The organism is Anaerococcus porci (assembly GCF_034090325.1).
Classification (GTDB): domain Bacteria; phylum Bacillota; class Clostridia; order Tissierellales; family Peptoniphilaceae; genus Anaerococcus; species Anaerococcus porci.
This window is the reverse complement of sequence record NZ_JAXDSU010000040.1, coordinates 58,306-83,151: the sequence shown is the minus strand read 5'-3', so window position 1 is coordinate 83,151 and position 24,846 is coordinate 58,306. Positions and strand designations below refer to the sequence as shown.

The window sequence follows — 24,846 nt, the reverse complement described above, 5'->3', positions numbered from 1 at the left end:
TGGGCCTTTTGCTCATGATTTTTTTAATGGGAGGATTTATGTTAGATAATAATTTTGAAAATAAGGATGGAATTTTGTATATAGGAGGAGTAAGTGTTGAAAAACTTAAAGATAAATATCAGACTCCCTTATATATATTCGATCAAAAAAGTTTAAAAAATAGGACAAAGGCTTTTGTAGATAATTTTAAATCTTTAAAGTTTGATACAGAGGTGGTTTATGCTACTAAGGCTTTCTCAAATCTTTATGTATTATCACTTTTAAATAATTACAATATTTTATTTGATTGTGTTTCAAAAGAAGAGATTTTTGTATGTCTTAAGGCAGGAGTTGACTCTAGTAGAATTCACTTTCATGGAAACAACAAAAGTAAGGATGAGTTAGAATATACAATAGATAAGAATATAGGACTTATAATTATCGATTCAGTCGATGAGTATTATCTTTTAGATTCTATATTAAATGAGAAAAATAAAAAGATTGATGTTTTAATTAGAATTAATCCAGATGTTAAGACTGATACTCACAAGTTTATACAAACTTCTAATGCCGATTCTAAATTTGGTTTAAATATTAGAGATAAAAATACAAAAATCTTTATAAGTAAATCCTTAAAAAATAAAAACATGCATATACTTGGCTTTCATGCCCACATAGGAAGTCAAGTTAAAAATCTAGATTTTTTCAAAGAAGAAGCAAAAATTATGCTTAAATATATGAAAGAAATTGAAGAAGATAATTCATATAAGTTTAGTCATATTAATTTAGGTGGAGGTTTTGGAACAAAAGAAAGAATTGAAGATAGGGATCTAGATATTGAAGTATTTTTAAAAGATTATATAAAAACAATAGAAAACTTATTAGCTTATTATAAACTAGATATAAAAAATGTTGGCATTGAGCCTGGAAGAAGCTTGATTTCAAAATCAGGTTCTATGCTTTATACAATTGGCTCAACAAAGAAAACCCTAGAAGGATTTCCATTGATTTTTGTAGATGGAGGCATGAGCGATAATATAAGACCTAGCCTTTATGATGCTAAGTATTCGTCTATTTTAGCTAATAAATTAAATAATGAGGCTAATATAATTTATAGAGTAGGTGGAAAGCTTTGTGAGTCAGGAGATATACTTATTGATGAGGTGAAACTTCCTAAGGTAGAAAGAGATGATTTACTTCTTATCCCATATTCTGGTGCCTATACTTATTCAATGGCATCAAATTATAATAAGCAAAGAAAGGCGGCGGTTGTATTTGTTGAGGATGGATGTGATTATTTAGCTGTAAGAAGAGAAAGTTTGGATGATTTAATTAGTAGAGACGAAATTTATAAAGGAGAAATTAATGAAAGAATTTAATGTAGCGGTAGTTGGAGCAACAGGTCTTGTTGGAAGAAAGATTTTAGAAATACTCGATGAAAGAAATTTTCCTATAAAAAATTTAAGAGCTCTTGCTAGTGAAAAAAGTGCAGGAAATAAAATTAAATTTAGGGGAGAAGATATTACAGTTGAAAAGCTTGATGAAAATTCCTTTTCAAATAAAGACATTGATCTTGCCCTATTTTCTGCTGGTGGAGCTGTATCTGAAAAGTATATTCCAATTGCTATAAAAAATGGCGTTAAATGTGTTGATAACTCATCATTTTTTAGGATGCATAATGATGTAATCTTGGTTGTGCCAGAAATTAATAAGGATAAGATTACAAAGGATACTATGTTAATAGCAAATCCAAATTGTTCTACAATTCAATCAGTCTTGGCACTTAAACCAATATTTGATAATTTTAATATAAAAAGAATTGTCTATAATACATATCAAGCGGTATCTGGTGGAGGTGAAAGAGCCTTAGAGGATTTATACAATAAAACAAATTATAAATGGAAATATAAGATTTTTAATAATGTTCTTCCACAAATTGATGACTTTACAGAAAATGGATATACAAAAGAAGAAATGAAAATGATAAATGAAACAAGAAAGATTCTTGGAGATGATAGTCTAAAAATCACTGCAACAACAGCAAGAGTTCCTGTTGAAAATTCACATGCTATTTCAATAAATATTGAGATAGATAAGGATTTTGATCTTGATTACATAAAGAAAATTCTTGAAAATCAAGAAGGAGTAAAAGTTGTTGATGATATAGAAAATGAACTTTATCCTCTTCCAACTGAGGCCACAGGATACGATGATGTATTTGTAGGAAGAATTAGAAGAGACTATTCACTAGAATATGGATTAAATTTATGGTGTGTAGCTGATAATATTAGAAAGGGAGCAGCAACGAATGCAGTCGAAAATGCAGAACTTTTAATGGAGGTATAGATGTTATTTGAAGGTAGTGGTGTTGCAATTGTAACGCCCTTTAATGAAGACTTAAGTGTAGACTATGAAGCTTATAGAAATTTAATCAAGTTTCATTTAGAAAATCATACAGATGCAATAGTTGCTCTTGGTACTACTGCTGAAGCAGCTTGCCTTAGTGAATGTGAAAAAATGAAACTTATTGATATTAGTATAGATGAGATTAAGGGTAAGATTCCATTAATAGTAGGTACAGGCTCAAATAATACAAATGAAGCAATAAGATTTTCTAAAAAAGTATCAGAAATTGATGGGGTTGATGCACTATTACTAGTGACTCCTTACTATAACAAATGTAGCCAAGAAGGTCTTTATAAACATTATAAAGAAATAGCTAATAATTCGATAAAGCCAATAATACTTTATAATGTGCCAGGAAGAACTAATGTAAATATTGAAGTAGAAACAGTAAAAAGGTTAAGTAAGATTGAAAATATTGTTGGAATTAAGGACGCTAAGGGAGATTTAGCTTATACAACTAATCTTAGAAAAGTACTTCCTAAAGATTTTGCTATATATTCTGGAAACGACGATGTAATTACACCTCTTATGAGTGTTGGGGGAAATGGAGTTATTTCTGTTCTTGCAAATATATATCCAAAAGAAGTTCATGATTTAGTTAAATATGCCTTAGATGGAAATTTTGAAAAATCAGCAAGTATTCAATTAAAATATTTTAATCTTATAAAAGCCTTATTTGTGGATGTAAATCCTATAGGGATTAAATTTGCAGGATCTGTATTAAAACTTTATAAAAATGAACTTAGACTTCCTCTTACAAAAGCAAGCGAGAAATGTGAAATTCTAATAAAAAATGCCTTGGAGGATTTAAATGATTAGAGTACTGGTATCAGGTGCAACAGGTGCAATGGGTGAGGTTCTAATTGATCTTATAAAAAAATCAGAAGATTTCAAAGTAAGCGCTGGTTTTTCTAAAGAAGATAAAGTGTGTGATGAATTTACTATTTATTCTGATATAAAAAAAATAAAAGAAAAATCTGATGTAATTATTGATTTTTCATCTAAGGATAGTCTTGATTCGATTTTATCCTTAGCCTTAGATAAAAATATTTCATTAGTAATTGCATCAACTGGATTTGATGATAAGGACCTAGAAAAGATAAAAAAAGCTAGCGAGAAAGTTCCTATTGTCCAATCTGGAAATTTTTCGCTAGGCGTAAATGTAATGGTATATGTATCAAAACTATTATCAAAACTTTTAGATGGTTTTGAGATTGAAATTATTGAAGCTCATCATAATAAAAAAAGGGATGCACCTAGTGGGACTGCAAACATGCTTTTTGATGCTGTAAATGAAGCAAGGGATAATAAACTTTCTAAGCTTTATGGAAGAGAAGGATTTTCTGATAGTAGAAATCCAAATGAAGTTGGCATCCATTCTTTAAGAGCTGGAAGTATAAATGGTGACCATGAAGTAGTTTTTGCAGGTCTTGATGAAGTAGTAAGTATATCTCATCACGCTCAAAGCAAAAAAATATTTGCCATAGGTGCTTTAAAGGTAGCAAAGTATATTTTAGATAAAGAAAATGGTTTAATAGATATAAAAGAAATTTTAGATATAGGAGAATAATATGATAAGAATAGGAATAGTTGGTTATGGAAATTTAGGGAAATCATGTGAAAGTCTTATAAAAAGATCAGATGATATGGAACTTTTTGGAATATTTACAAGGAGAGACTTAAAGGAAGATAAGTTTTATTTATTAGATGATATTAATGATTATAAGGATGATATAGATGTATTAATACTTTGTGGTTCATCTGATAAAGATATACTTATTCAAGCCCCTAAGTTGATTGAAAATTTTAATACTGTTGATAGCTTTGATACACATAAAAAAATCTATGATTACTATAAAAAGATGGATAAACTAGCAAAAGATAATAAAAAGACAGCATTAATATCAACAGGTTGGGATCCAGGTTTATTTTCTTTAATTAGAACCTATGCTGAGTCAGTACTTGAGGACGGAAATACCTATACTTTCTGGGGAAAGGGTATAAGTCAAGGACACTCTGCTGCAGTAAGATCAATAGATGGTATAGCTGATGCAAGTCAATATACTATTCCAAAGGAAGACTACATTGAAAAGGTAAAAAATGGTGAAAATTTAGAATTTAAAGCAGAAGATGCTCATGTAAGAGAGGTTTTTGCAGTAGCCAAAGAAGGATATGACCTAAAAGAATTAGAAAAAGAAATAAAGTCAATCCCTAATTACTTTGATAAGTATGAAACAAGTGTTCATTTTATAAGTCAAGATGAACTCAACAGAAATCACAAGGGAATGCCTCATGGAGGAAGAGTAATTAGAAGTGGTAAGTCGGCTAATAATAACCTATCAACCATTGAATTTAGACTTGATCTTGATAGCAATCCTGATTTTACAGCAGCAGTAGATTTAGCCTATGCTAGGGCTATTTATAGATTCAATAAAGAAGAAAAATATGGTGCTTATACAGTACTTGATATAGCACCAAAATACTTATCTAAAAAAGATTATGACAAACTTTTAAAAGAAAATATTTAAAAATTGGCCTTTTGGCCAATTTTTAATTAAAATATATCCAATTAATTGCTTTTTCTATGATTTCAAATTCAATATTATTAGATTTGAAAATTTCTCCATCAATATTTGCAAGAATATCCTCTTTTGCTTTTATAAGACCTTTTTTAACCTTTATTTCCTTAAGATACTTTGAATTTTCAAGTTTTCCATACTTATATCTGACTATAAGAGATGGAAGCAGCAATGTTGGTATTTTTTTAGCATAAACTAAATTTAAAACTCCATCATCAACTTTTGCAGATGGAGCTGGGTTAAAACCAGATCCATAAAATCCACCATTGCAAATAGCTGATAAAAGAAACTTATCATTGAATTTTAATATATTTCCCTTATCATCTTTTAATTTTAAATATAGATCTTTATAAGAAATCTTGGGAATAGATTTTAAAACTCCAAGTAGATAGGCTTTTTTTCCAAGATTTGGATTTTTATCGAGAATCTTGTAAGCATTCTCTAAAACAATAGTGTCAAAACCTAATGAGAGAACATTTATGCATATTGAATTATTTACCTTAATTAAGTCAATCTTTTTATTTTTGAAATTTAATAGACTATTGATTGAAAAATTCTTGTAAGAGAAATTTTTAGAAAAATCATTAGCAGTTCCCATTGGTATGAGTCCTAAAGATGAATTATTTCTATCATATTTATAAATAATTTCAGCGATTTCATTTAAAGAACCATCTCCGCCTGCAACAATAATAGCTTTTTTAACATCCTTGTTAGATTTAATAAAATCATAAGTCGCATTTTTAGCGTGATTTTTATAGTTTGTTTCTATGATTTTAACATCGTTTTTTCTATTTTTATAAAGTTTTTTTAAATCATTTTTTCCTATATCAAATTCAGTTTTACCAGACTTTGATGATAGGATATATAATATTTTTTCCATAAGTCACCATCAAATATAAAACTATTATAACATGAGTAAAATGTTTTATAAAAAAATGTTATAATAAAATTTAAAGTATAGAAAGGAGATAAGATGAATTTTGTTGATTATCTTGAAATAGAATATATAAAGGATAAGGATGGGGAAATATTAACCAGAATACCTATAAAAAATTATTGTCTAAATATTAATAATATAGTTCATGGAGGGGTTATTATGACTCTAATTGATACGGCATGTGGTAAGAAAGCATCTGAAATTTTTGGTGAAGTAGAAATTGTAACAACTGAAGGCTATACAAATTTTTTAAGACCAGCCCATGATACGGCTTATTTATATGCAAAATGTAATGTTAGAAAGAAAGGTAGACATATTGTAAATATAGATTGTGATGTATTTGATGACAATTGCAAACTTATTGCTATAGGAAGATTTTCTTTTTTTAAGCCAAATTAATTACCATATTTTAACTTCTTATGATATAATAAAAAAAGTTCAATAGCACGCCGACACCTTGGTGTGTTAAAGTAAAGGAGTTAAATATGAACAATGAAAGAAAATTCTCGTCTAGATTAGGTTTTATCCTAACGGCGGTAGGAAGTGCAGTTGGAATGGCGAATGTCTGGGGCTTTCCTTATAAGTTTCAAGACGGAGGTCTAATCTTTCTCTTGTTTTATTTGGTGTTTGTATCCATTTTTGCCTATGTAGGTTTATCTAGTGAATTTGCAATAGGTAGAAGAGCTGAAACAGGAACTCTAGGTTCTTATGAGTATGCTTTAAACTCCAAGAAAAATAATGAAAAACATAGTTTTATAAGTAGAAATATTGGATTTATTCCTCTAATAGGTTCGCTATTTATAGCTATAGGTTATGCAGTAATTGTAACTTACGTATTAAAGGCCTTGGTAGATTCTTTAAGTGGTGAACTTCTAGTAAGAAATAGTAAAGATTGGTTTGAATCTTTTTCACAAAAAGATTATTCAGTTGTTTTTTATCATTTTATAATTATAGCAGTAACACTTTTTACTTGTTTAAAAGGAGCTCATACAATAGAGAAGTCCAATAAAATTATGATGCCAGCATTTTTTATTTTATTTGTAATTATAGCAATTTATATTCTTTCTTTACCTAATGCTTTAGAGGGATATAAGTATATGTTTAGGCTAGATTTAGATAAGTTAAATCTTAAAACTATGGTTAATGCCATGGGACAAGCTTTCTTTTCTCTTTCTGTAACAGGTAGTGGGATGATTGTTTGTGGTTCTTATCTAAATAGGGATGAGGATATAATATCTGTAACAAAGTCAACAGCTATATTTGATACTCTCGCAGCACTTTTATCATCGTGTGTAATTGTGCCTTCTGTATTGGTTTTTGGCCTAGATCAAGCTGGTGGACCAGGACTTTTATTTGAAGTATTACCAACTGTTTTACAAAATATAAAAGGTGGTCGTATATTTGCAATCATACTTTACACAGCTGTTATTTTTGCAGGTGTATCTTCCCTTCAAAATATGTTTGAAGTGATTGTAGAATCAATAATGCATAGATTTAAGAAAATAAGTAGAATTAAAGCCTTAACTATTATTGGTCTTATAACTTTTATAGTAGGAGTTAATATGGAAACAATAAATGAGTGGGGACCTTGGATGGATCTTGTTTCCATTTATATTATACCTATAGGTGCATCTATAGGAGCTATAACTTGGTTTTATTTTTGGAAAAAGGAAGAATTATTGGATGAAGTTAACCAAGGAGCAGATAAGAAAGTTTCTCTTAAATGGTATAGGCTTGGAAGATATGTATATGTACCAATAGCAATTATTTTATCAATTTTAGCCTTAGTATTTAAAGTAACATTTTAATGGAGAATTTTATGGAAAATAATGGAAAATTTACTAATAAGTGGGGATTTATTATGGCTTGTGTTGGAAGCGCAGTAGGCCTTGCCAACGTGTGGGCTTTTCCTTATAAGCTTGGAATGAATGGAGGACTCTCCTTTTTAATTCCCTATCTATTTTTTGTATTTATATTTGGAAGAGTAGGACTTGCTGCTGAAAGTGCGGTGGGTAGGAAGTATAAGTCAGGCCCTATGGGTGTTTTTAAAAGTGTTTGGAAAAGTAGGGGTAATGAAAAAGTAGGAAAAATTATTAGGTGGATTCCTTTAATTGGAGTTTTTCTTTTAGCAATAGGTTATACAGTTGTTATAACTTATGTACTAAAAGCTCTTATAGATTCAATAAATGGAAGTCTATTGAGTACTGATTCAAATGTGTGGTTTGAGTCAATATCTACTAAAGATTTTGTCTTATTAAAAGAACATCTTTTACTAGTAATTATAGTTTTTTTAACACTTGCATATGGAACTAAAGGTATAGAGAAAACTAACTCATTTATGATGCCTTTATTTTTTATCTTATTTATAATTTTAGCAGTAAGAATTGCTTTTTTAGATAAGGCGTTTGAAGGTTATAAGTTTATTTTTAGTATGGATGTAAGCAAGTTGTTTGATATAAAATTGTGGATTGCAGCTATGGGACAGGCATTTTTCTCCCTATCTCTTGTATCAACAGTTATGGTAGTTTATGGCTCCTACCTTCCTGAAAGTGAAGATATAGTTCATAATTCTACTATAACCGCTGTACTTGATACTATTGCAGCAATGCTTTCGTCATTTGTTATGCTTCCAGCAACATTTGCATTTGGATTTTCTCAGTCAGAAGGACCAAAGCTTATTTTTGTAGTTTTACCTAAAGTTTTACAAAATATATCTGGAGGAAGATTATTTGCGGTTATTCTTTATATAGCTATAGTATTCGCAGGAGTTCTATCTGTTCAGTCTATGATTGAAACTGTGGCAGAAGCTATTACATCTAAATTTAATAATTTAAATAGAAATTTAGTTTTAGTAGTATTAATGGCAATAGTATTTATGGCAGGATTATTTTTACACCCTATAGCTAAATGGGGAGTTTGGATGAATTTTGTTACAATCTATATACTCCCTATATCTGCTATAATGGGTGCAATATCATGGTTTTGGGTTATGAAAAAAGAAGATCTTTTAGATGAGATAAATAAGGGTACTAAGATAAAACATAAAAACGCTTGGTATTATCTTGGTAGATACTTGTATGTACCAATGGCCTTAATTTTATGCATTATAGCTATAAGATATCAAATATCATTTTAGGAAAATCAACAAAACTTTGTTATATTATAGATAAAAAAGGAAAATCATGTGAAATATACTAGAAAAATTATAAAAATCTTATTATTTTCTTTGATATTTTTTTCTTTATCATCATGTAAAGTAAAAAATGAAGAAAAAATCAATTCAAAAGAAGTCGTAAGTATTGTAAAGCTAATTGATGATATAAAAAACCCTGAAAAAACAAGTGATAAAGATTATAAGTCAAATATTTCAACCAAAATAGTAAATGATAAAGAAAATAAGAAGAATAATAATATAGAAAAAATAAGAATAAAAGCATTTGGAGATATAATGGCTCATATGTCACAAGTAAATCATGCTTTTTATTCAGCAGGCCAAACAGCTTATGACTTTTCTAGTCAATTTTCATATATTAAAGATTTTGTGAGTGATTCTGATATTTCAATAGGTAATTTTGAAACTTCAGTAAATCCTGACAAGGAAGCATCAGGGTATCCTATGTTTACCACACCAGTAGATTATATTAAAGATATAAAAGATACTGGATTTGACATCTTAACTACTGCAAATAATCATTCCGCAGATTCAGGAGAAAAGGGAATATTCGACACTATATCTTATATGAATAAAAATGATATAGACCATGTTGGGACAAGAATTAAGAATGGAGATAAAATTTTATATAGGAATGTAGGAAATATAAAATTGGCAGTTCTTTCCTATACTTATGGTATAAATGGTCTTGAATCTATTATTACAGAAAATGAACCAGAAGATTTAATAAATTATTTAGATTCCGAATTAATTAAAAATGATATAGAAGATGCCAAGAAAAATAAGGCAGATTTAATAATTTGTTATCCACATTGGGGAAATGAATATGAATCTTACCCTAGTCAAGCTCAAGTAGAACTTGGAAGAAATATGATAGAATGGGGAGCAGATATTGTCATAGGAAACCATCCTCATGTAGTTCAACCAGCAGAATCATATAAAGCAAAAGATGGAAGAGAAGGATATATTGCTTACTCATGTGGTAATTTTATTTCCATGCAATCATTAGAAGGCTTGGGAGATATTAGAACTGAACAAACTGTAGCCTTTGATATTAGAGTTGAAAAAAATATTGCTACTGGTGAAATTAGACTTGATAAGGTAGAATTTTATCCTATATGGGTAGGCCATGGATATGATGATTATGGCGCATATGCAAAAGTATATAATACAACTGATTTTCTTGAAGGCGGAAAATATTATGACCAAATAGATGAAGTTCAAAGAGAAAGAATTAGGCAGGCTGACTCAATGGTCACAGATACGATTAATACTAAAGTGGACTAAAATAAAGGCTCAACTGAGCCTTTTTTTATTATTTGATTTGTGCTAAAATAATAATAGTATTTGCTGAGGAGTTAATATGGGTTTTATAACTAAAATAGATATATCAATATTAAATTTTATACAAAATACTCTAAAATCACCTTTATTAGATAACCTTATGACGAGTATAACAGCTCTTGGTAATATGGGTATATTTTGGATATTGTTGATATTAATATTTCTTACAACAAAAGAGTATAAAAACATAGGAAAAATAATGGTTTTTTCCTTAATTGTAAATACTATAATAGTAAATTTAATATTAAAACCTTTGTTTGATAGGGCAAGACCTTTTGAGATAGTTAATGGAATAAAGCTTTTGATACTGAAGCCAACCGATCCATCCTTTCCATCTGGACATGCAGCAATTTCATTTTGTATGCTTACAGTAATACTCTTGTTTTCTAAATCAAAAACGATAAATATAATGGCAACAATACTTACGTTTTTAATAGCATTTTCTAGATTATATCTCTATGTTCACTATCCTTCAGATGTTATTGTAGGATCTATATTGGGAATAACTTGTGCAATATTAGGAATTAAATTTTACTATTCTAGAAATGCAAAAGAAATTAGAGTGAAGTTAAGAGAGCTTTACAAAGACATAAAAGATTTTAGAAAATTATAAAAAATTTGCAAGGAGTTTTAATTAATGATATAATATACAAGTATTATTAATGCTGGTGTGTCGGAATTGGCAGACGAGACAGACTCAAACTCTGTTGCTTTTCGGAGCGTGTGGGTTCAAGTCCCACCACCAGCACCATTGATTTTTTATTTTTCCATGTTTGCAGGCTTAGGCCTGCTTTTGTTTTAGAATGAAAATGATAAGAAAAAAAGTAAGGAAATTATGAAGGATATTATAATATTAATACCAGCCCTAAATCCACCTAAAGAAATTCTATTTAACTACATAAATGATTTAAGGAAAAAAGGATTTGAAAGAATTTTAATAGTGGATGATGGCTGTAGTAAAGATTATGAAAAATTTTTCGACGATTTAAAATGTAAGGGTGTAGAAATATTTAAGCACTATAAAAATTTTGGGAAAGGAAGAGCATTAAAGAATTCTTTTAATTATATATTAAATAATTACAATGATTTTTCTTATGTCATAACAGCAGATTCAGATGGTCAACACAATGTATCTGATATTGAAAATATAGCTAATATTCTTAGACTATCAAAAGAAAATAAACTTTATTTAGGCTCTAGAAATTTTAATAAAGATAATGTTCCTTTTAAAAGTGCATTTGGAAATAAAATAACTAGCTTTGTTTATAAAATTATGTTTGGTGATAAAATTTATGATACTCAAACAGGTCTCAGAGCAATATCAAAAAAACATTTAGAAGATTTCTTAGATCTTGAAGGCGAGAGATTTGAATATGAGATAAATATGCTTATCTACTCTTCAAAAAATGATATAGAAATTGAAGAAATTCCTATAAAAACAGTATATTTTGACAACAATAGTGAAACCCATTTTAATCCAATAAAAGATTCTTTTAAGATTTATTTAGTGATGTTTAAGACATTTTTTAAATTTATCTTATCATCTATTTCATCTTGGATAGTAGATATAAGTTCATATACATTACTTGTAAAAATCTTAAAGAATATGTTTACAAGCTTTTCACCTATCATATGGATTTCAACGATAGTTGCTAGGATTATTTCTGGCTTATTTAATTATACAGTAAATAAAAACTTGGTTTTTAATGATGATGTCAATCATAAGAACGTATTTCTTAAATATATTTTTCTATGGTTAAGTCAATTAATATTATCTGCATTTTTAGTAGATAAGATATATTATATGATAAATTTAGATTCATCTATTATAAAGATAGGAGTAGATAGCCTTATATTCTTAGTATCATTTAAGATACAAGATAAGTATATTTTTAATTAAAGAATATAATAGTTTTATGTTTTTTATTTTGATAAGTTTAGAATCGGCAAAATAAAAATCTATACAGTATGATTTTATCAATAGGAGATATTATGTTAGTTATAAATTTGATTCTTATAAGTTTTTCTTTTTTAGGATTTTCTTTGTTTATTAAAGAACAAATTAAAATCTCTACATCATTTATACCATTTTTATATGTTTGTGTAATATCTAGTTTTGTATATATTTTAGCACTTTTTTCAATAATGAAGATAGGCATATATGTGTTTGATATAATACTTTCAATATACTTTATATTTATAATAGTCAAAAAAAAAGAAGCTTTACTAAAATTGAAGGATTATTGTTTTTTTTTAGTTTTACTCATAATCTTATTTTTAATACTTTTTAATAAAAAAATGCTTCATTACGATAATTTTAGTCATTGGGCTAGAATATCTAAATTTTTGATTGAAACAAATAGACTAAATAATGAAGGTGATAAATATATTTTATTTAATACTTACCCTCAAATGTCCGCTTATTTTATATATGCTATAATGAACTTTTTTTCATACTCAGAATTTGGTGCAATGTTTGTAAATGGATTTGCTATACTTAGTGGGTATTTTGTATTATTTAGTAAATTCAAGAAAAATTTAGTAAGTGTTTTTTTGTTTTTTATTTTAGCAATAACAGTATTATATTTTAATACACCAGTAAATAGTTTGTTAGTAGATACGCTTATATCAACAAGTGGTTTTGCAAGTATGATATATGTTTATGAGAATGATTTTATAAATAATAAGAGTAGTTCTTTAATGATTTTTCCAATAATACTTTATACAAGTCTTATTAAAAACTCTAGTGTTTATTTTACAATTCTTATAGTATTCTATTTAATATATAAATATATAAGAAAAGATTTAAAACTTGTAATTTTCTCTCTATTAAGCTTATTTATAAGTCAAAGATCTTGGTCATTTCATATTCATAAAACTTTTACTGAATTTGGCAAACATAGTCTAGATATAGAAAGTTATAAGACAAATTTTTCTCTTAAGACAAGTGAAGACATAAGATTAATAAGTGAGAGATTTATAAATGCAATTTTAGAGCAAAAAATTATATTTTTATTTTTTATAGTTTTAGTTATAGTATTTTTATTAAGTAATAGAAAAAATAAAGTTTTAAAAATAATTATAAGTTTAGCTACTATATATATTATTTATCAATTAGGCAATTATTATATGTATTTATATTCAATGCCTACGTTTGAGGCTATAAATCTAGCTTCATTTGATAGATATAGTAAAACAATTGACCTTTATTTAATATTATTAGCTATATATTTATTAATTAATAAGTCATTTAGAAACTTTTTAATTATATCTATTTCAATTATTTTACTTACACTTGTAACACTTATTAATTATAAGGATATGTATAATAACTCAGAAAATATATTTGTAAAAAATAAACTTGATCAGTTTTATAATAGTATGCCAGACCATAGCAAAAATATTTTAATAGTATTAAATGAAGATAAAATGGGATATTATAAATATATGATAGGATATATTTTTCAAAAAGATAATACGGATATAATCACAAAGAATAATATTTCGTCTATAAATAAAGATGATTATGATTATGTTATTGACTTAAGTAAGTAGTTTATTGGCTACTTACTTTTTTAATTTAGATTTTAAAATATGTTATACTAATATAAAGGAGAATTGTATGAGTAAAAAAGTAATGCTAATAGATGGATCTAGCTTGATATTTAGAGCTTTTTTTGCCCTCCCAAATCTTACAAACGCTGATGGTGTTATGACAAATGGTGTTTATGGATTTTTGACAATGTATTTTAAGGCTGTTGAAGAATACAAACCTGATTATATACTTGTAGCTTTTGATAAAAAGACTAAAACTTTTAGACACAAAGAATTTGAAGATTATAAGGCAAATAGGGATAAGGCTCCAAATGAACTAAATTATCAATTTGGTATTTTAAAAGATATACTAGATTCTTTAAATGTTAGATATTTGGATATAGATGGTTATGAAGCTGATGATATTGTTGGAACTTTTGCAAAAATTGCAAAAGATGATGGACTAGATACTGTAATAATTACTGGGGATAAGGATTATTTTCAACTTGTAAATGAAAAAGTTGTAGTTTATCTTACACGTAAGGGAATATCTCAAATGGAAGAGATTACAGAAAAAACTATTAAAGAAGAATATGGTCTATCTCCAAAACAGCTTATAGATGTTAAAGGACTTATGGGGGACAAAAGTGATAATATTCCGGGTGTTGATGGAATAGGTGAAAAAAGAGCTATTAAGTTCATTCAAGATTATGGTTCTATGGAAAGTCTCTATGAAAACTTAGATGAAATTTCAGGAAAGAAGACAAAGGAAAATTTAGAAAATTCTAAAGCTATTGCCTTTTTAAGTAAAAAGATAGGTACTATTGTAACTAATGCTCCAGTAGAGATTAAATTAGATGATATAAGGGTAAAAGAACCTGATTTAAATTCTTTAAAGGAAAAGTTTTCAAAATATAACTTTAATAAATTTCTAGAAAAATTTGAAGATAGTGAAGAAAAGATAAAAAAAAGTTTGGACTTTTCTTATGAATTTAGCAAAAATTATGAAATAATTGATGAAATTCAAAAAAGCCAAAACTTCTATTTTAAGACTATCTATGATGGAGAAAATTACATCCATTCAAAACCACTTTTTATTGCTATAAAATCAGATACTTCAAAAACTTATATATACGACTTGGATGATGATTTTGTTAAAAACTTCAAAGATATATTTGAAGATAAGCTAATAAATAAAGTGTCATTTGACATAAAAGAAGATATAGTTCTTCTTAATAAAATAGGTATTAATGTAGAATTACCATATGATGATGTAATGCTTATGCATTATCTTATTGATCCATCAAGGTCTTCTTATGATATTAAGGCTTTATCACAAGTATATCTTAAATATGAAGTTGAAAATAAAGAAGGATTGCTAGGTAAAGGTAAGAAGAAAAAGTTATTTATAGATTTGAATAAAGAAATACTTGGAAAGTATATGGCATCAACACTTAATGCCATAGAGGACTCCAAAGATATCTTAATCTCAAAGCTTACTGAACTTACAATGTTTGACCTATATAAGGATTGCGAAATAAAGCTTTCAAAAGTTTTATCAGAGATGGAAATTGTTGGCTTTGTTTGTAAAAAAGAAGAACTTGAAAAGATTAAAGAGGAAGTATCAGTTGAAATCAAATCGCTAGAAGATGATATTTATGAGCTTGCTGGATCTGAGTTTAATATAAATTCTACTAAACAATTGGGAAAAGTTTTATTTGAAGATTTAGATCTACCAATTATCAAAAAAACTAAGACTGGATTTTCTACAGATGCTAAAGTTTTAGAAAGGCTTAGAGATAAACATGAAATTATACCAAAAATAGAAAAATATAGGGAGTTATTTAAATTAAAATCAACCTATCTTGAATCTTTAGAAGAATGTATAGATGAAGATGGAAGAATAAGATCTACCTTTAAACAAAATGTTACAGCTACAGGAAGACTTTCTTCAACTGAACCCAATCTTCAAAACCTACCTATAAGAACTGATGAGGGTAGGAAAATAAGAAAGGCTTTTAAGGCAGATGAGGGAAAGATTTTAGTTGATGCTGATTATTCACAAATTGAATTAAGAGTTCTAGCCCACCTTTCAGATGATAAAAAGATGCAGGATGCCTTTTCTTATTCTGTAGATATTCATACAAAGACAGCATCAGAAGTATTTAATACGCCAATTAATGAGGTTACAAAACTTCAAAGAAGTGAGGCAAAAGCGGTAAACTTTGGGATAATTTATGGAATCAGTGATTATGGTTTAAGTCAAAACTTAAATATTCCAAGAAAAATGGCCAAAGAATATATAGATAATTATCTAAATACTTATCCACAAATAAAAGAATATATGAAAAAAATTGTAGATAAGGCAAAAGAAGATGGCTTTGTAAAAACTATCTTTAATAGAAGAAGATATGTGCCAGAAATAAATTCTAAAAATTTCAATGTAAGAAGTTTTGGCCAAAGGGTTGCACTTAATACACCAATTCAAGGTTCTGCAGCAGATATTATAAAATATGCCATGATAAAAACCTATGAGAATTTAAAAAAATCAAAAATAGATGCAAAAATTATTTTACAAATTCACGATGAAATAATCCTTGAAGTAGGAAAAGAAGATGAGAATAAGGCTAAAGAAATTTTAGAAAAATCTATGCAAGATGCAGCAGATTTGAAAGTTCCACTTTTAGTTGATATAGATTCTGGAGATAGTATGTATGAATCCAAGTAGGATTGTAATTACAGGAACTATTGCTAGTGGTAAGTCATCCTTATCACAAATTTTAAGAGATATGGGGTATGAGGTTATTGATGCAGACTTAGTAAATAGAGAACTTTTAAAAGAAGGTGGTAAAAATTATATTGCTATAAAAAAAATAGATGCATTTAAAGGAGCTTTTTTAGATGGTAAGCTTGATAAAAAAGTTTTGGCTTCAATAATTTTTGATGATCCCCAAAAAAGAGAAATTTTAAATAAAATAAGTCATAAAAATATTGTTAATCATATCAATCATATGATAGAAAATTATAAAGGTAATTTAATTTTTGTTGAAATTCCTTTGTTTTTTCAAATGAAAGAGAAATTTTCATGTGATTATATATGGCTTGTAAAAGCAAATAGAAATATACAGATTAAAAGGCTAATCAAAAGGGATAAGATAAGAAAAGACTACGCTATAAAAAAAATAGAAAGTCAAAATCAAAGTCTAATGGAAGAAAAATCAGACATTGTATTTGATAATAGTTCTGACTTATCTAATCTTAAAGAACAAGTAGATAGAGCCTTAAAAGATTTGGAGAAAGTATGAAGGTATTAAAAAGTATACTTAAAATATTTGGACTAATAATTATAAGTTTTTTGATGGTGGTCGTGATTAGTTTTTCACTAATAGCCTACCAAACATCTAGACAAAAAATAGCCTATCAAGAAGAAATATATAAATATTCAGAAAAATATAATGTAGATCCTTTGCTAGTATCATCTATTATAAAAGTAGAGAGTGATTTTGATATAAATGCCCATTCTAGTCAAGATGCAATGGGACTTATGCAACTTTTAGAAAATTCTGCAAAACACAGTGCAGAGATTTTAGGTGAAGATTATTTACCAGATAAACTTAAGGAAGTAGACTATAATTTAAATCTTGGAGTAGGATACTATAATTATTTATATAAATATTATAACAATAAGGATTTAGCTCTTGCTGCATATAATGGTGGAATAGGTAATGTTGATAAGTGGATTGAGGATGGAATAATAGATAGGTATGATCCAGAAATTAGTAATATTCCAATTGAAGAAACCAGACAATATGTTATAAAAATTAATGCAAACTATGATTTGATGCAAGTCTTCTATGAAGATGGGCTTCCAACACAAGAAGATTTATCAAATAGGAAAAAATTAGCTATTAAAAACTATAAGAGTTTTTTAAAGAAAATAAAAACAGATTTGCTTTAATTATTGAATAATATCGTGAAATAAACTATAATGTGTTTATACATAAAAAATGAAAGGAGAGATTATGGCTCTAGAAAATTTGTCATTTGACAATGGAGTTAAGATTCCAGAGTTTAAGGAATTAAGCGAGAATACTAATCTAAAAATCGCTAAGATTCCTTTAAAGGTTACTATTCCTTTGACTCAACACATTGGAGCTCCAAGCAAATGTTTAGTTAAGAAAAACGACGAAGTCGAAATAGGACAGCTTATAGGTGAGGCTGTAGGTAATTTCTCAGCTAATATCCATTCATCAGTAAATGGTAAAGTAGACAGTATAATTGACATTCAAACAGCTAGCGGTAAAAATAGTAAGGCTGTAGTGATTAACACTGAAGGCTATGACCAAGAGATGAAGTTTGAAAAAGAAGAAATCCTTAATTTAACTAAAGAAAAAATAGTTAATAGGATGAAAGAAAATGGTCTTGTAGGTATGGGAGGAGCAGCATTTCCTGCACATATAAAATATTCACCAAATAAAGCAATTGATACTGTTATTATAAATGGTGCAGAATGTGAACCTTATGTTACATGTGATGATCTTCTTTTAAAAACAAAACCTGAGATAATAGTTGATGCACTTGAACTATTAGTCATGGCTGTTGATGCAAAAAGGGGAATTATTGCTATAGAAGATAATAAGCCAAATGCTATAGAAAAAATAAAAAAAGCATTAGCTGATAAGAACTCTTCAAAACTTGAGCTTGCAACTATGGTGACAAAATACCCTCAAGGTGATGAAAAAAGAATTATAAATGCAGTTTTACATAGAGAAGTCCCATCGGGTGGCTTGCCAATGGATGTTGGTGTTATTGTATCCAATGTGTCAAGTGCTAATGCAATTTATGAGGCAGTTTATTATAACAAACCTCTTATTGAAAGATACGTTACAGTAACAGGACATGGCATTAAAGAACCATCTAATTTCCTAGTTAGGATTGGTACTAGCTTTGAAGATATGATAAATGAAGCAGGTGGATTCAAGGAAGATTTTGGTAAGGTTATAAATGGTGGACCTATGATGGGTATTGCTCAACCAAATATTAAACAACCAGTAGAAAAAGCTTCAAATTGTATCTTAGTTTTAAATAAAGAAGAATCTAAAGCACCAATTACAAATCCATGCATTAGGTGTGGAAAGTGTGTAAGCGTATGTCCAGTGGGATTAATGCCTTTATTAATTCATAAATATTCACTTAAAGAAAAATTTGATAAGGCACAAAAGTTAAACATACTTGATTGTATAGAGTGTGGGTCATGTTCATATATTTGTCCTTCCAAAAGACCTTTAGTAGAGGCTATAAGATTTGGAAAAAGACAAATACGTCAAGCAGGAAAGTAGAGGAGAATTAAATGCAAGCGCAAAATAAATTAGTAGTATCATCCTCTCCTCATTTAAGAAGCGAGAGAACTGTTAGTAAAGAGATGCTCGATGTAATAATCGCCTTGGTTCCAACAGGTTTAGCGGGCGTTTATTTCTTTGGAATTAGAGCATTAATCTTGATTTTATGTTCAGTTATAAGCTGTGTGGTAGCAGAGTTTATTTCAAATAAGGTAATGAAAAGAGAGTCTACAATAAATGACTTGTCAGCAGTAGTTACAGGTTTACTTTTAGCTTATAACCTACCTGTTACAATGCCAATTTGGCAAACAGTTATAGGTTCGGTTTTTGCTATAGTTATATGTAAGCAATTTTTTGGTGGTATAGGACAAAATATTGTAAATCCAGCCCTAGGAGCTAGAGCATTTTTACTTGCTTCATGGTCAAGTTCAATGTCTTACTTTGTAGCACCGGGTGGAGTTTCAGCCGTATCAGCTGCAACAGCATTATCTGATAGGTCTAAACTATCACTTATAGATATGTTTATAGGAAATATGGGTGGATGTATTGGTGAAGTTTCAACACTTGCCATTTTGATTGGAGCCTTATATCTAGTTTTTAGAAAAGTTATTTCTTTAAGAATACCTTTAGTTTACATATTAACAACAGCAGTTTTATTGGTTATTTTTAACAAATCTTTTGATGGAATATTAGAACAACTATTGTCAGGTGGTTTGATGTTAGGTGCATTTTTCATGGCAACTGACTATACAACAAGTCCTGTTACAAAAAATGGCGAGATAATATTCGCAATAGGTTGTGGACTTATAACATCTGTTATTAGGGTGTTTGGTGGCTACCCAGAAGGTGTATCTTATTCAATACTTCTAATGAATTTACTAGTACCACTTATAGATAGTAAAACAATGCCAAAGGTATTTGGTCATGCTAATGATAAGGGGGAAAAAGATGAGTAAAGCATTAAAATTAGGAATCAAATTATTAATTATAACAGCTGTGTCAGCCTTGGTTCTAGCTTTTACAAACTCAATTACAGAGCCAATTATAAAAGAAGCAGATCAAGAAAAATTAAACGAATCATTAAAGGTGGCTTTCCCAGAGGCAAATAATTTTGAAGAAGTAAAAGGAAATTTTCCTGCTTCTATAGTAGGAGTATATAAGGCTGATGGAGACAAGGGTTATGTGTTCGATATCATTTCTAAGGGTGGATATGGTGGAGACATCGAGTTCATATTAGGTGTTGATAGTGACAATAAAATAACAGGATTTTCTCCATTGAAACATTCAGAATCTGCAGGATTTGGTCTTCAAATGGAAGAAGATTGGTTTAAAGAAGGTGTTAAGGGAGTAAGCATGGACAATAAGGTTGGTGCTTCACAATCTGGATCTGAAAATGAAATTGTAGGAATTTCAGGAGCAACACTATCTACAACTTCTATTGTAAATGGTATCAATACTGCAAGAGAAGTATTAGAAAGCATAAAGTAGGGGGATAGATATGGAAAGACAAACTGGAAAACCTATAGATGTTCAAAAAGAAAAAGAAAGAAGAAAAAAACATTCACCTAAGCTATTAAAAGTATTTAAAGATGGGATATTTTCAAATAACCCAGTTTTCGTACAAATGGTTGGTATGTGTTCTGTACTTGCTATATCTTCATCCTTATCAAATGCGATAGGAATGGGGGCTGCTGTAATATTTGTACTTACTTTGTCAAATCTTGTTATTTCACTTTTAAGAAATTTTATACCTGATGAAGTAAGAATACCAGCATTTATAGTTGTAATTGCAAGTTTCGTTACTATGGTACAAATGCTAATAAAAGCATATTTGCCAGCACTTGATGAATCACTAGGAATCTTTATTCCACTTATAGTTGTAAACTGTATAATTCTTGCAAGAGCTGAAGGCTTTGCTTCACAAAATGGACCACTAGCATCAATTGTTGACGGTCTTGGACAAGGCTTGGGTTATACTATAGCTATATCAATACTTGCAACGATTAGAGAATTGTTTGGTAATGGTACTCTATTGGATATTAGAATAATTCCAAAAGATTTTACAGTTGGATTTTTAGTACAACCTGCATCTTCATTTATTATATTAGGTATTATGTTTGCTGTAGCAAGTGCTATATCAAATAGTAAAAAGAAAAAAGCAAATAATTAGGAGGAAATTATGTCTAATTTATTTTCAATAATTATTGCATCAATATTTGTAAATAACTATGTATTAGGACAATTTTTAGGTATATGTCCTACCTTAGGTGTTACAAATAAAGTAGAGACTGCTAAAGGAATGGGAGCTGCTGTAATTTTCGTAGTTACACTTTCTTCTATTATTACTTGGGTTATTCAATATTACATATTAAATCCATTAAATATAGGATACTTACAAACCGTAGTTTTCATACTAGTAATAGCTGCCTTGGTGCAAACTGTAGAAATGATAATGAAAAAGTCAATGCCAAATCTATATGAAGCCTTAGGTGTGTATTTACCACTTATTACAACAAATTGTATTGTTTTGGGTGTAGCAATAAAGAATATTAACGATTCATATAACTTGTTAGAGACAACAGTAAACTCAGTTGCTGCTGCAGTAGGATTTTTGATAGCTTTAGTAATATTAGCATCAATAAGAGAAAAGGTTGAAGACAATGATCTTCCTGAAGCTTTCAAAGGTGCTCCAATATCCTTGATTATTTTAGGACTAATGTCAATTGCCTTCATGGGATTTGCAGGATTAGCATAGAGGGGAAGTAAAATGATGAATATAATAATACCAACAATAGTATTAGCTGTTTTAGGTTTTATCTTAGCTATGTTATTGGGTGTAATAAGTACAAAATTTGAAGTAGAAACAGATCCTATTGTTGAAAGAGTAAGAGATGCACTACCTGGTGCAAACTGTGGTGCTTGTGGATATCCAGGCTGTGATGGATGTGCGAATGCTATAGCTAAGGGAGAAGCTCCAGTTTCAGCTTGTGTTATAGGCGGTCAACCTACAACAGATGCCGTTGCAGAGGCCATGGGTGTTGAACCAGCTGGTGCAGGCGAAAAAAAAGTAGCAGTAGTTAAATGCAATGGAACCTGTGATAATGCTAAAGACTTATTTGAATATCAAGGTTTAGAAGATTGTAGAGCTCAAGTTAGCTTATTTGGTGGAAAAAAAGCTTGTAATTATGGTTGTGTAGGATGTGGTTCATGTGTTAAGGCATGCGACTTTGATGCTATACATATGCAAAATGGTGTAAGCGTTGTTGACAGAGAAAAGTGTGTAGCATGTGGGGCTTGCGTAGATACTTGCCCAAAAAATATAATTGAGCTTGTACCATATTCACAAAAGGCAATTGTTATTTGCTCATCACATGACAAGGGAAAAGATGTAAGAGGAAATTGTAAGGTAGGTTGTATAGGTTGTTCAATATGTGCAAGAACTTATCCTGAAGGATTCTCAATGGAAAATTTCCTATCAAAAGAAACTATATCAAACGAACTTGATATTGAACTTCTAAAAGAAGCTGCTGAAAAATGTCCAGCTAAATGTATAGAAGTAAGGTAATAATTTTAATAAAACTATTTAAAGTTAATCAATCTCAAAGCATTAACAAAATCAATTATTTATTGGTATTGTTGATGCTTTTTTAATAGAAATAATTAAAATTATAAATTTTTATAAAAGTTTTAAAAAATATTAAATATTAATATGTATCTTTTAGATAGAATCAATTATTATTCCTTCAACATAAGGATTTTTTCATATATGTTCTTTTAGCTAGATTATCTTATAATTTATATTTATAAATAGCTTATATAGGATGTCTAAATATTAAAATATAGGAAAAAGATGAGATTTAATCAGCTTTGTAATATTTTGGATTTTTTGATTTTAATTGGTATTTTTTCTTTTAAGCTTTAAAAATTGACATTAACAAAGCTTAAATGATAAACTTTAAAAGAGGTATTTTATGAAAATTAAAAGAAGAGATTTGATTGTTATAGTGTCGCTTTTGCTATTGAGTATTTTGATGGCTTTTTTTGTGCAAAGATTTAAATCTAATGTAAATGGGGATTATTTACTAGTGGAGTTAAATGGAAAAGAATATGGAAAATATCCACTAGATAAGGATAAGACCTTTAAAATAGAAATAGGTAATGGTAAGTACAATGTTGTGGAAATAAAAGATGGTAAAGTAAATATGAAAGAAGCAAATTGTAGAGATCTTATTTGTACCCATATGCCAGCTATAAGTAAAGGTGGAGAAACAATAGTATGCCTGCCACATAGACTTATATTAGAAATTATAGAAGAAGATGATGAAAAAAGCAAAGATGATGGAATAGATAAGGTGGTAGGATGAAGGAATCAAATGTTAAAACTTATATAAATTTAAGCTTACTAACAGCCCTATCTCTTGCTATATCTTTAATAGAGTCTATGATACCTATGCCCGTACCAATACCTGGTGCAAAGCTCGGTTTTTCAAATATAGTTATATTTGTTTCAATATACATTTATGATTATAAGAAATCACTCTCTGTTAGTGCTTTAAAATCACTCTTACTTGTTTTAATAACAGGACAGGTAATGTCATTTTTCTATTCTTTTGTAGGGGCTATTTTTTCAACCACAGCAATGTATATAGGATTAAAAAAAATAGGAGATGATTTCTCATTAATTGGTGTAAGTGAACTAGGATCTTTTTTTCACAATTTAGGGCAAATAATAGTTGCAGCGGTATTTATGTCTAATTTAAAGATGTTTTATTATTTTCCTATACTAGTTTTTATAGGGATTTTTACAGGATTTTTTGTGGGATTAAGTACAGGTTTTATTATTGAACATTTAAAAAAAATAGGTGCAGTATAACATGAAAAAAATTATGGATATAGACAAATCTTTAAGACCAAGAGAAAGATTGAAAAATGAAGGATATGAAGTATTAAGTGATGAAGAACTCTTAGCAATTTTAATTTCTACTGGTTCTCAAGGTAAAAATGCTATAGAACTTTCTAAGGATATTCTTGACAAGTTTTCTAGTGATGAACTTATTTCAATTACTGTAGAAGAACTTTGTGAAATTGAAGGTATAAAACTTGCTAAGGCAAGTAAGATTATAGCAGGTATTCAATTCGGTAGAAGACTATCAGAAAGAATACTAAATAAAGAAATAGTCAAAATTAAGTCATCTAATGATGTTTACAAGTTGATGAAAAATAAATTTTTAGACACAAAAAAAGAACATTTCTATGCTATATTATTAGATACTAAAAATGTTATTATATCTAAGGAGTTAATTTCTACTGGTGATTTAAATTCCTCCATAGTAAATCCTAGAGAGTGTTTTGTTGTGGCAGTAAGAAAGAGTGCTAAATCCGTAATTTTTGTTCACAATCACCCTAGTGGAAATTCAAATCCATCAAAAAGTGATATGCTAACAACTAATAGACTTATAGATGCAGGAAAAATATTAGATATTGAAGTACTAGACCACATAATAATAGGACTAGATGAATATTATAGTTTTAGAGAAGAAAATTTTATATAGGAGT

The 24,846-nt window shown here is 28.6% G+C and carries 25 protein-coding genes and 1 tRNA gene; 25 read left to right on the top strand and 1 reads right to left on the bottom strand.

All coding sequences use genetic code 11. The features are described from left to right. Window positions 1-38 precede the first annotated feature (38 nt). Genes lysA through SOR60_RS04395 form a run of 5 tightly spaced genes read left to right on the top strand, consistent with a single transcriptional unit; the run spans window position 39 to window position 4,913 of the window. Window positions 39-1,358, top strand: a complete 1,320-nt coding sequence (lysA, locus tag SOR60_RS04415) for a diaminopimelate decarboxylase (protein WP_320595302.1) — start codon at window positions 39-41, stop codon at window positions 1,356-1,358. After that, window positions 1,345-2,325, top strand: a complete 981-nt coding sequence (locus SOR60_RS04410) for an aspartate-semialdehyde dehydrogenase (RefSeq protein ID WP_320595301.1) — start codon at window positions 1,345-1,347, stop codon at window positions 2,323-2,325. Before lysA ends, SOR60_RS04410 begins: the two co-directional genes overlap by 14 nt. Then, window positions 2,326-3,204 carry a 4-hydroxy-tetrahydrodipicolinate synthase gene (gene dapA, locus SOR60_RS04405; RefSeq protein ID WP_154539125.1) on the top strand — a complete coding sequence of 293 codons (879 nt, stop codon included), beginning with the start codon at window positions 2,326-2,328 and terminating at the stop codon, window positions 3,202-3,204. After that, the gene (gene dapB, locus SOR60_RS04400) at window positions 3,197-3,955 is read left to right on the top strand and encodes a 4-hydroxy-tetrahydrodipicolinate reductase (protein WP_320595300.1); all 759 of its coding nucleotides are present in this window, start codon (window positions 3,197-3,199) and stop codon (window positions 3,953-3,955) included. The genes dapA and dapB overlap by 8 nt, the downstream gene beginning before the upstream one ends. Window position 3,956: 1 nt before the next feature. Beyond that, window positions 3,957-4,913: a diaminopimelate dehydrogenase gene (locus SOR60_RS04395; RefSeq protein ID WP_176269483.1), complete on the top strand. Its 957-nt coding sequence runs from the start codon at window positions 3,957-3,959 to the stop codon at window positions 4,911-4,913. 22 nt (window positions 4,914-4,935) lie between these two features. On the opposite strand, the gene SOR60_RS04390 is transcribed toward SOR60_RS04395, so the two are convergent. Then, window positions 4,936-5,844 carry a diacylglycerol/lipid kinase family protein gene (locus tag SOR60_RS04390; protein WP_320595299.1) on the bottom strand — a complete coding sequence of 303 codons (909 nt, stop codon included), beginning with the start codon at window positions 5,842-5,844 and terminating at the stop codon, window positions 4,936-4,938. A 93-nt stretch (window positions 5,845-5,937) separates the two neighbouring features. Between SOR60_RS04390 and SOR60_RS04385 the strand changes: the two genes are divergently transcribed. The 20 genes from SOR60_RS04385 to radC all read left to right on the top strand — a co-directional run bounded on the left by SOR60_RS04385 (window position 5,938) and on the right by radC (window position 24,842). Then, window positions 5,938-6,300 carry a PaaI family thioesterase gene (locus SOR60_RS04385; protein WP_154539117.1) on the top strand — a complete coding sequence of 121 codons (363 nt, stop codon included), beginning with the start codon at window positions 5,938-5,940 and terminating at the stop codon, window positions 6,298-6,300. Between the two features lie 86 nt (window positions 6,301-6,386). After that, a complete protein-coding gene (locus tag SOR60_RS04380) occupies window positions 6,387-7,709 on the top strand; it encodes a sodium-dependent transporter (RefSeq protein ID WP_320595298.1) in 1,323 nt (440 codons plus the stop codon). A gap of 11 nt (window positions 7,710-7,720) precedes the next feature. Beyond that, entirely contained in the window at window positions 7,721-9,037 is a 1,317-nt protein-coding gene (locus SOR60_RS04375; protein WP_320595297.1) for a sodium-dependent transporter, read from the top strand. A gap of 48 nt (window positions 9,038-9,085) precedes the next feature. Beyond that, the gene (locus tag SOR60_RS04370; RefSeq protein WP_320595296.1) at window positions 9,086-10,360 is read left to right on the top strand and encodes a CapA family protein; all 1,275 of its coding nucleotides are present in this window, start codon (window positions 9,086-9,088) and stop codon (window positions 10,358-10,360) included. 76 nt (window positions 10,361-10,436) lie between these two features. Next, a complete protein-coding gene (locus SOR60_RS04365) occupies window positions 10,437-11,030 on the top strand; it encodes a phosphatase PAP2 family protein (RefSeq protein WP_320595295.1) in 594 nt (197 codons plus the stop codon). Window positions 11,031-11,081: 51 nt separating this feature from the next. Continuing rightward, window positions 11,082-11,168 (top strand) — tRNA-Leu (locus SOR60_RS04360). Between the two features lie 84 nt (window positions 11,169-11,252). Next, the gene (locus tag SOR60_RS04355) at window positions 11,253-12,317 is read left to right on the top strand and encodes a glycosyltransferase (protein WP_154539109.1); all 1,065 of its coding nucleotides are present in this window, start codon (window positions 11,253-11,255) and stop codon (window positions 12,315-12,317) included. A gap of 92 nt (window positions 12,318-12,409) precedes the next feature. Beyond that, window positions 12,410-13,972 (top strand): hypothetical protein, encoded by a 1,563-nt coding sequence (locus SOR60_RS04350; protein WP_320595294.1) that lies wholly within the window; start codon window positions 12,410-12,412, stop codon window positions 13,970-13,972. A gap of 67 nt (window positions 13,973-14,039) precedes the next feature. Further along, the gene (gene polA, locus SOR60_RS04345) at window positions 14,040-16,679 is read left to right on the top strand and encodes a DNA polymerase I (protein WP_320595293.1); all 2,640 of its coding nucleotides are present in this window, start codon (window positions 14,040-14,042) and stop codon (window positions 16,677-16,679) included. Beyond that, on the top strand, window positions 16,666-17,256 hold the full coding sequence (gene coaE, locus SOR60_RS04340) for a dephospho-CoA kinase (protein WP_320595292.1): 591 nt from the start codon (window positions 16,666-16,668) through the stop codon (window positions 17,254-17,256). Before polA ends, coaE begins: the two co-directional genes overlap by 14 nt. Next, complete coding sequence (locus tag SOR60_RS04335) at window positions 17,253-17,909, top strand: lytic transglycosylase domain-containing protein (protein ID WP_154539101.1); 657 nt, start codon at window positions 17,253-17,255, stop codon at window positions 17,907-17,909. Before coaE ends, SOR60_RS04335 begins: the two co-directional genes overlap by 4 nt. Window positions 17,910-17,973: 64 nt before the next feature. Beyond that, window positions 17,974-19,290: an electron transport complex subunit RsxC gene (gene rsxC / locus SOR60_RS04330; RefSeq protein ID WP_176269491.1), complete on the top strand. Its 1,317-nt coding sequence runs from the start codon at window positions 17,974-17,976 to the stop codon at window positions 19,288-19,290. Between the two features lie 11 nt (window positions 19,291-19,301). Beyond that, window positions 19,302-20,246, top strand: coding sequence for an RnfABCDGE type electron transport complex subunit D (locus SOR60_RS04325; RefSeq protein ID WP_320595291.1), 945 nt, complete (start codon window positions 19,302-19,304; stop codon window positions 20,244-20,246). Continuing rightward, window positions 20,239-20,778, top strand: coding sequence for an FMN-binding protein (locus SOR60_RS04320; RefSeq protein ID WP_154539088.1), 540 nt, complete (start codon window positions 20,239-20,241; stop codon window positions 20,776-20,778). The genes SOR60_RS04325 and SOR60_RS04320 overlap by 8 nt, the downstream gene beginning before the upstream one ends. Before the next feature lie 10 nt (window positions 20,779-20,788). Next, window positions 20,789-21,460 (top strand): electron transport complex subunit RsxE, encoded by a 672-nt coding sequence (rsxE, locus tag SOR60_RS04315; RefSeq protein WP_154539086.1) that lies wholly within the window; start codon window positions 20,789-20,791, stop codon window positions 21,458-21,460. A 9-nt stretch (window positions 21,461-21,469) separates the two neighbouring features. After that, window positions 21,470-22,045, top strand: a complete 576-nt coding sequence (locus SOR60_RS04310) for an electron transport complex protein RnfA (protein WP_154539084.1) — start codon at window positions 21,470-21,472, stop codon at window positions 22,043-22,045. 12 nt (window positions 22,046-22,057) lie between these two features. Beyond that, on the top strand, window positions 22,058-22,855 hold the full coding sequence (locus SOR60_RS04305; RefSeq protein ID WP_154539082.1) for an RnfABCDGE type electron transport complex subunit B: 798 nt from the start codon (window positions 22,058-22,060) through the stop codon (window positions 22,853-22,855). 406 nt (window positions 22,856-23,261) lie between these two features. After that, window positions 23,262-23,654 carry a NusG domain II-containing protein gene (locus tag SOR60_RS04300; RefSeq protein WP_320595290.1) on the top strand — a complete coding sequence of 131 codons (393 nt, stop codon included), beginning with the start codon at window positions 23,262-23,264 and terminating at the stop codon, window positions 23,652-23,654. Then, a complete protein-coding gene (locus SOR60_RS04295; RefSeq protein ID WP_320595289.1) occupies window positions 23,651-24,163 on the top strand; it encodes a Gx transporter family protein in 513 nt (170 codons plus the stop codon). The genes SOR60_RS04300 and SOR60_RS04295 overlap by 4 nt, the downstream gene beginning before the upstream one ends. A gap of 1 nt (window position 24,164) precedes the next feature. Next, the gene (radC, locus tag SOR60_RS04290) at window positions 24,165-24,842 is read left to right on the top strand and encodes a RadC family protein (RefSeq protein WP_154539076.1); all 678 of its coding nucleotides are present in this window, start codon (window positions 24,165-24,167) and stop codon (window positions 24,840-24,842) included. The last annotated feature ends 4 nt before the right edge of the window (window positions 24,843-24,846 follow it).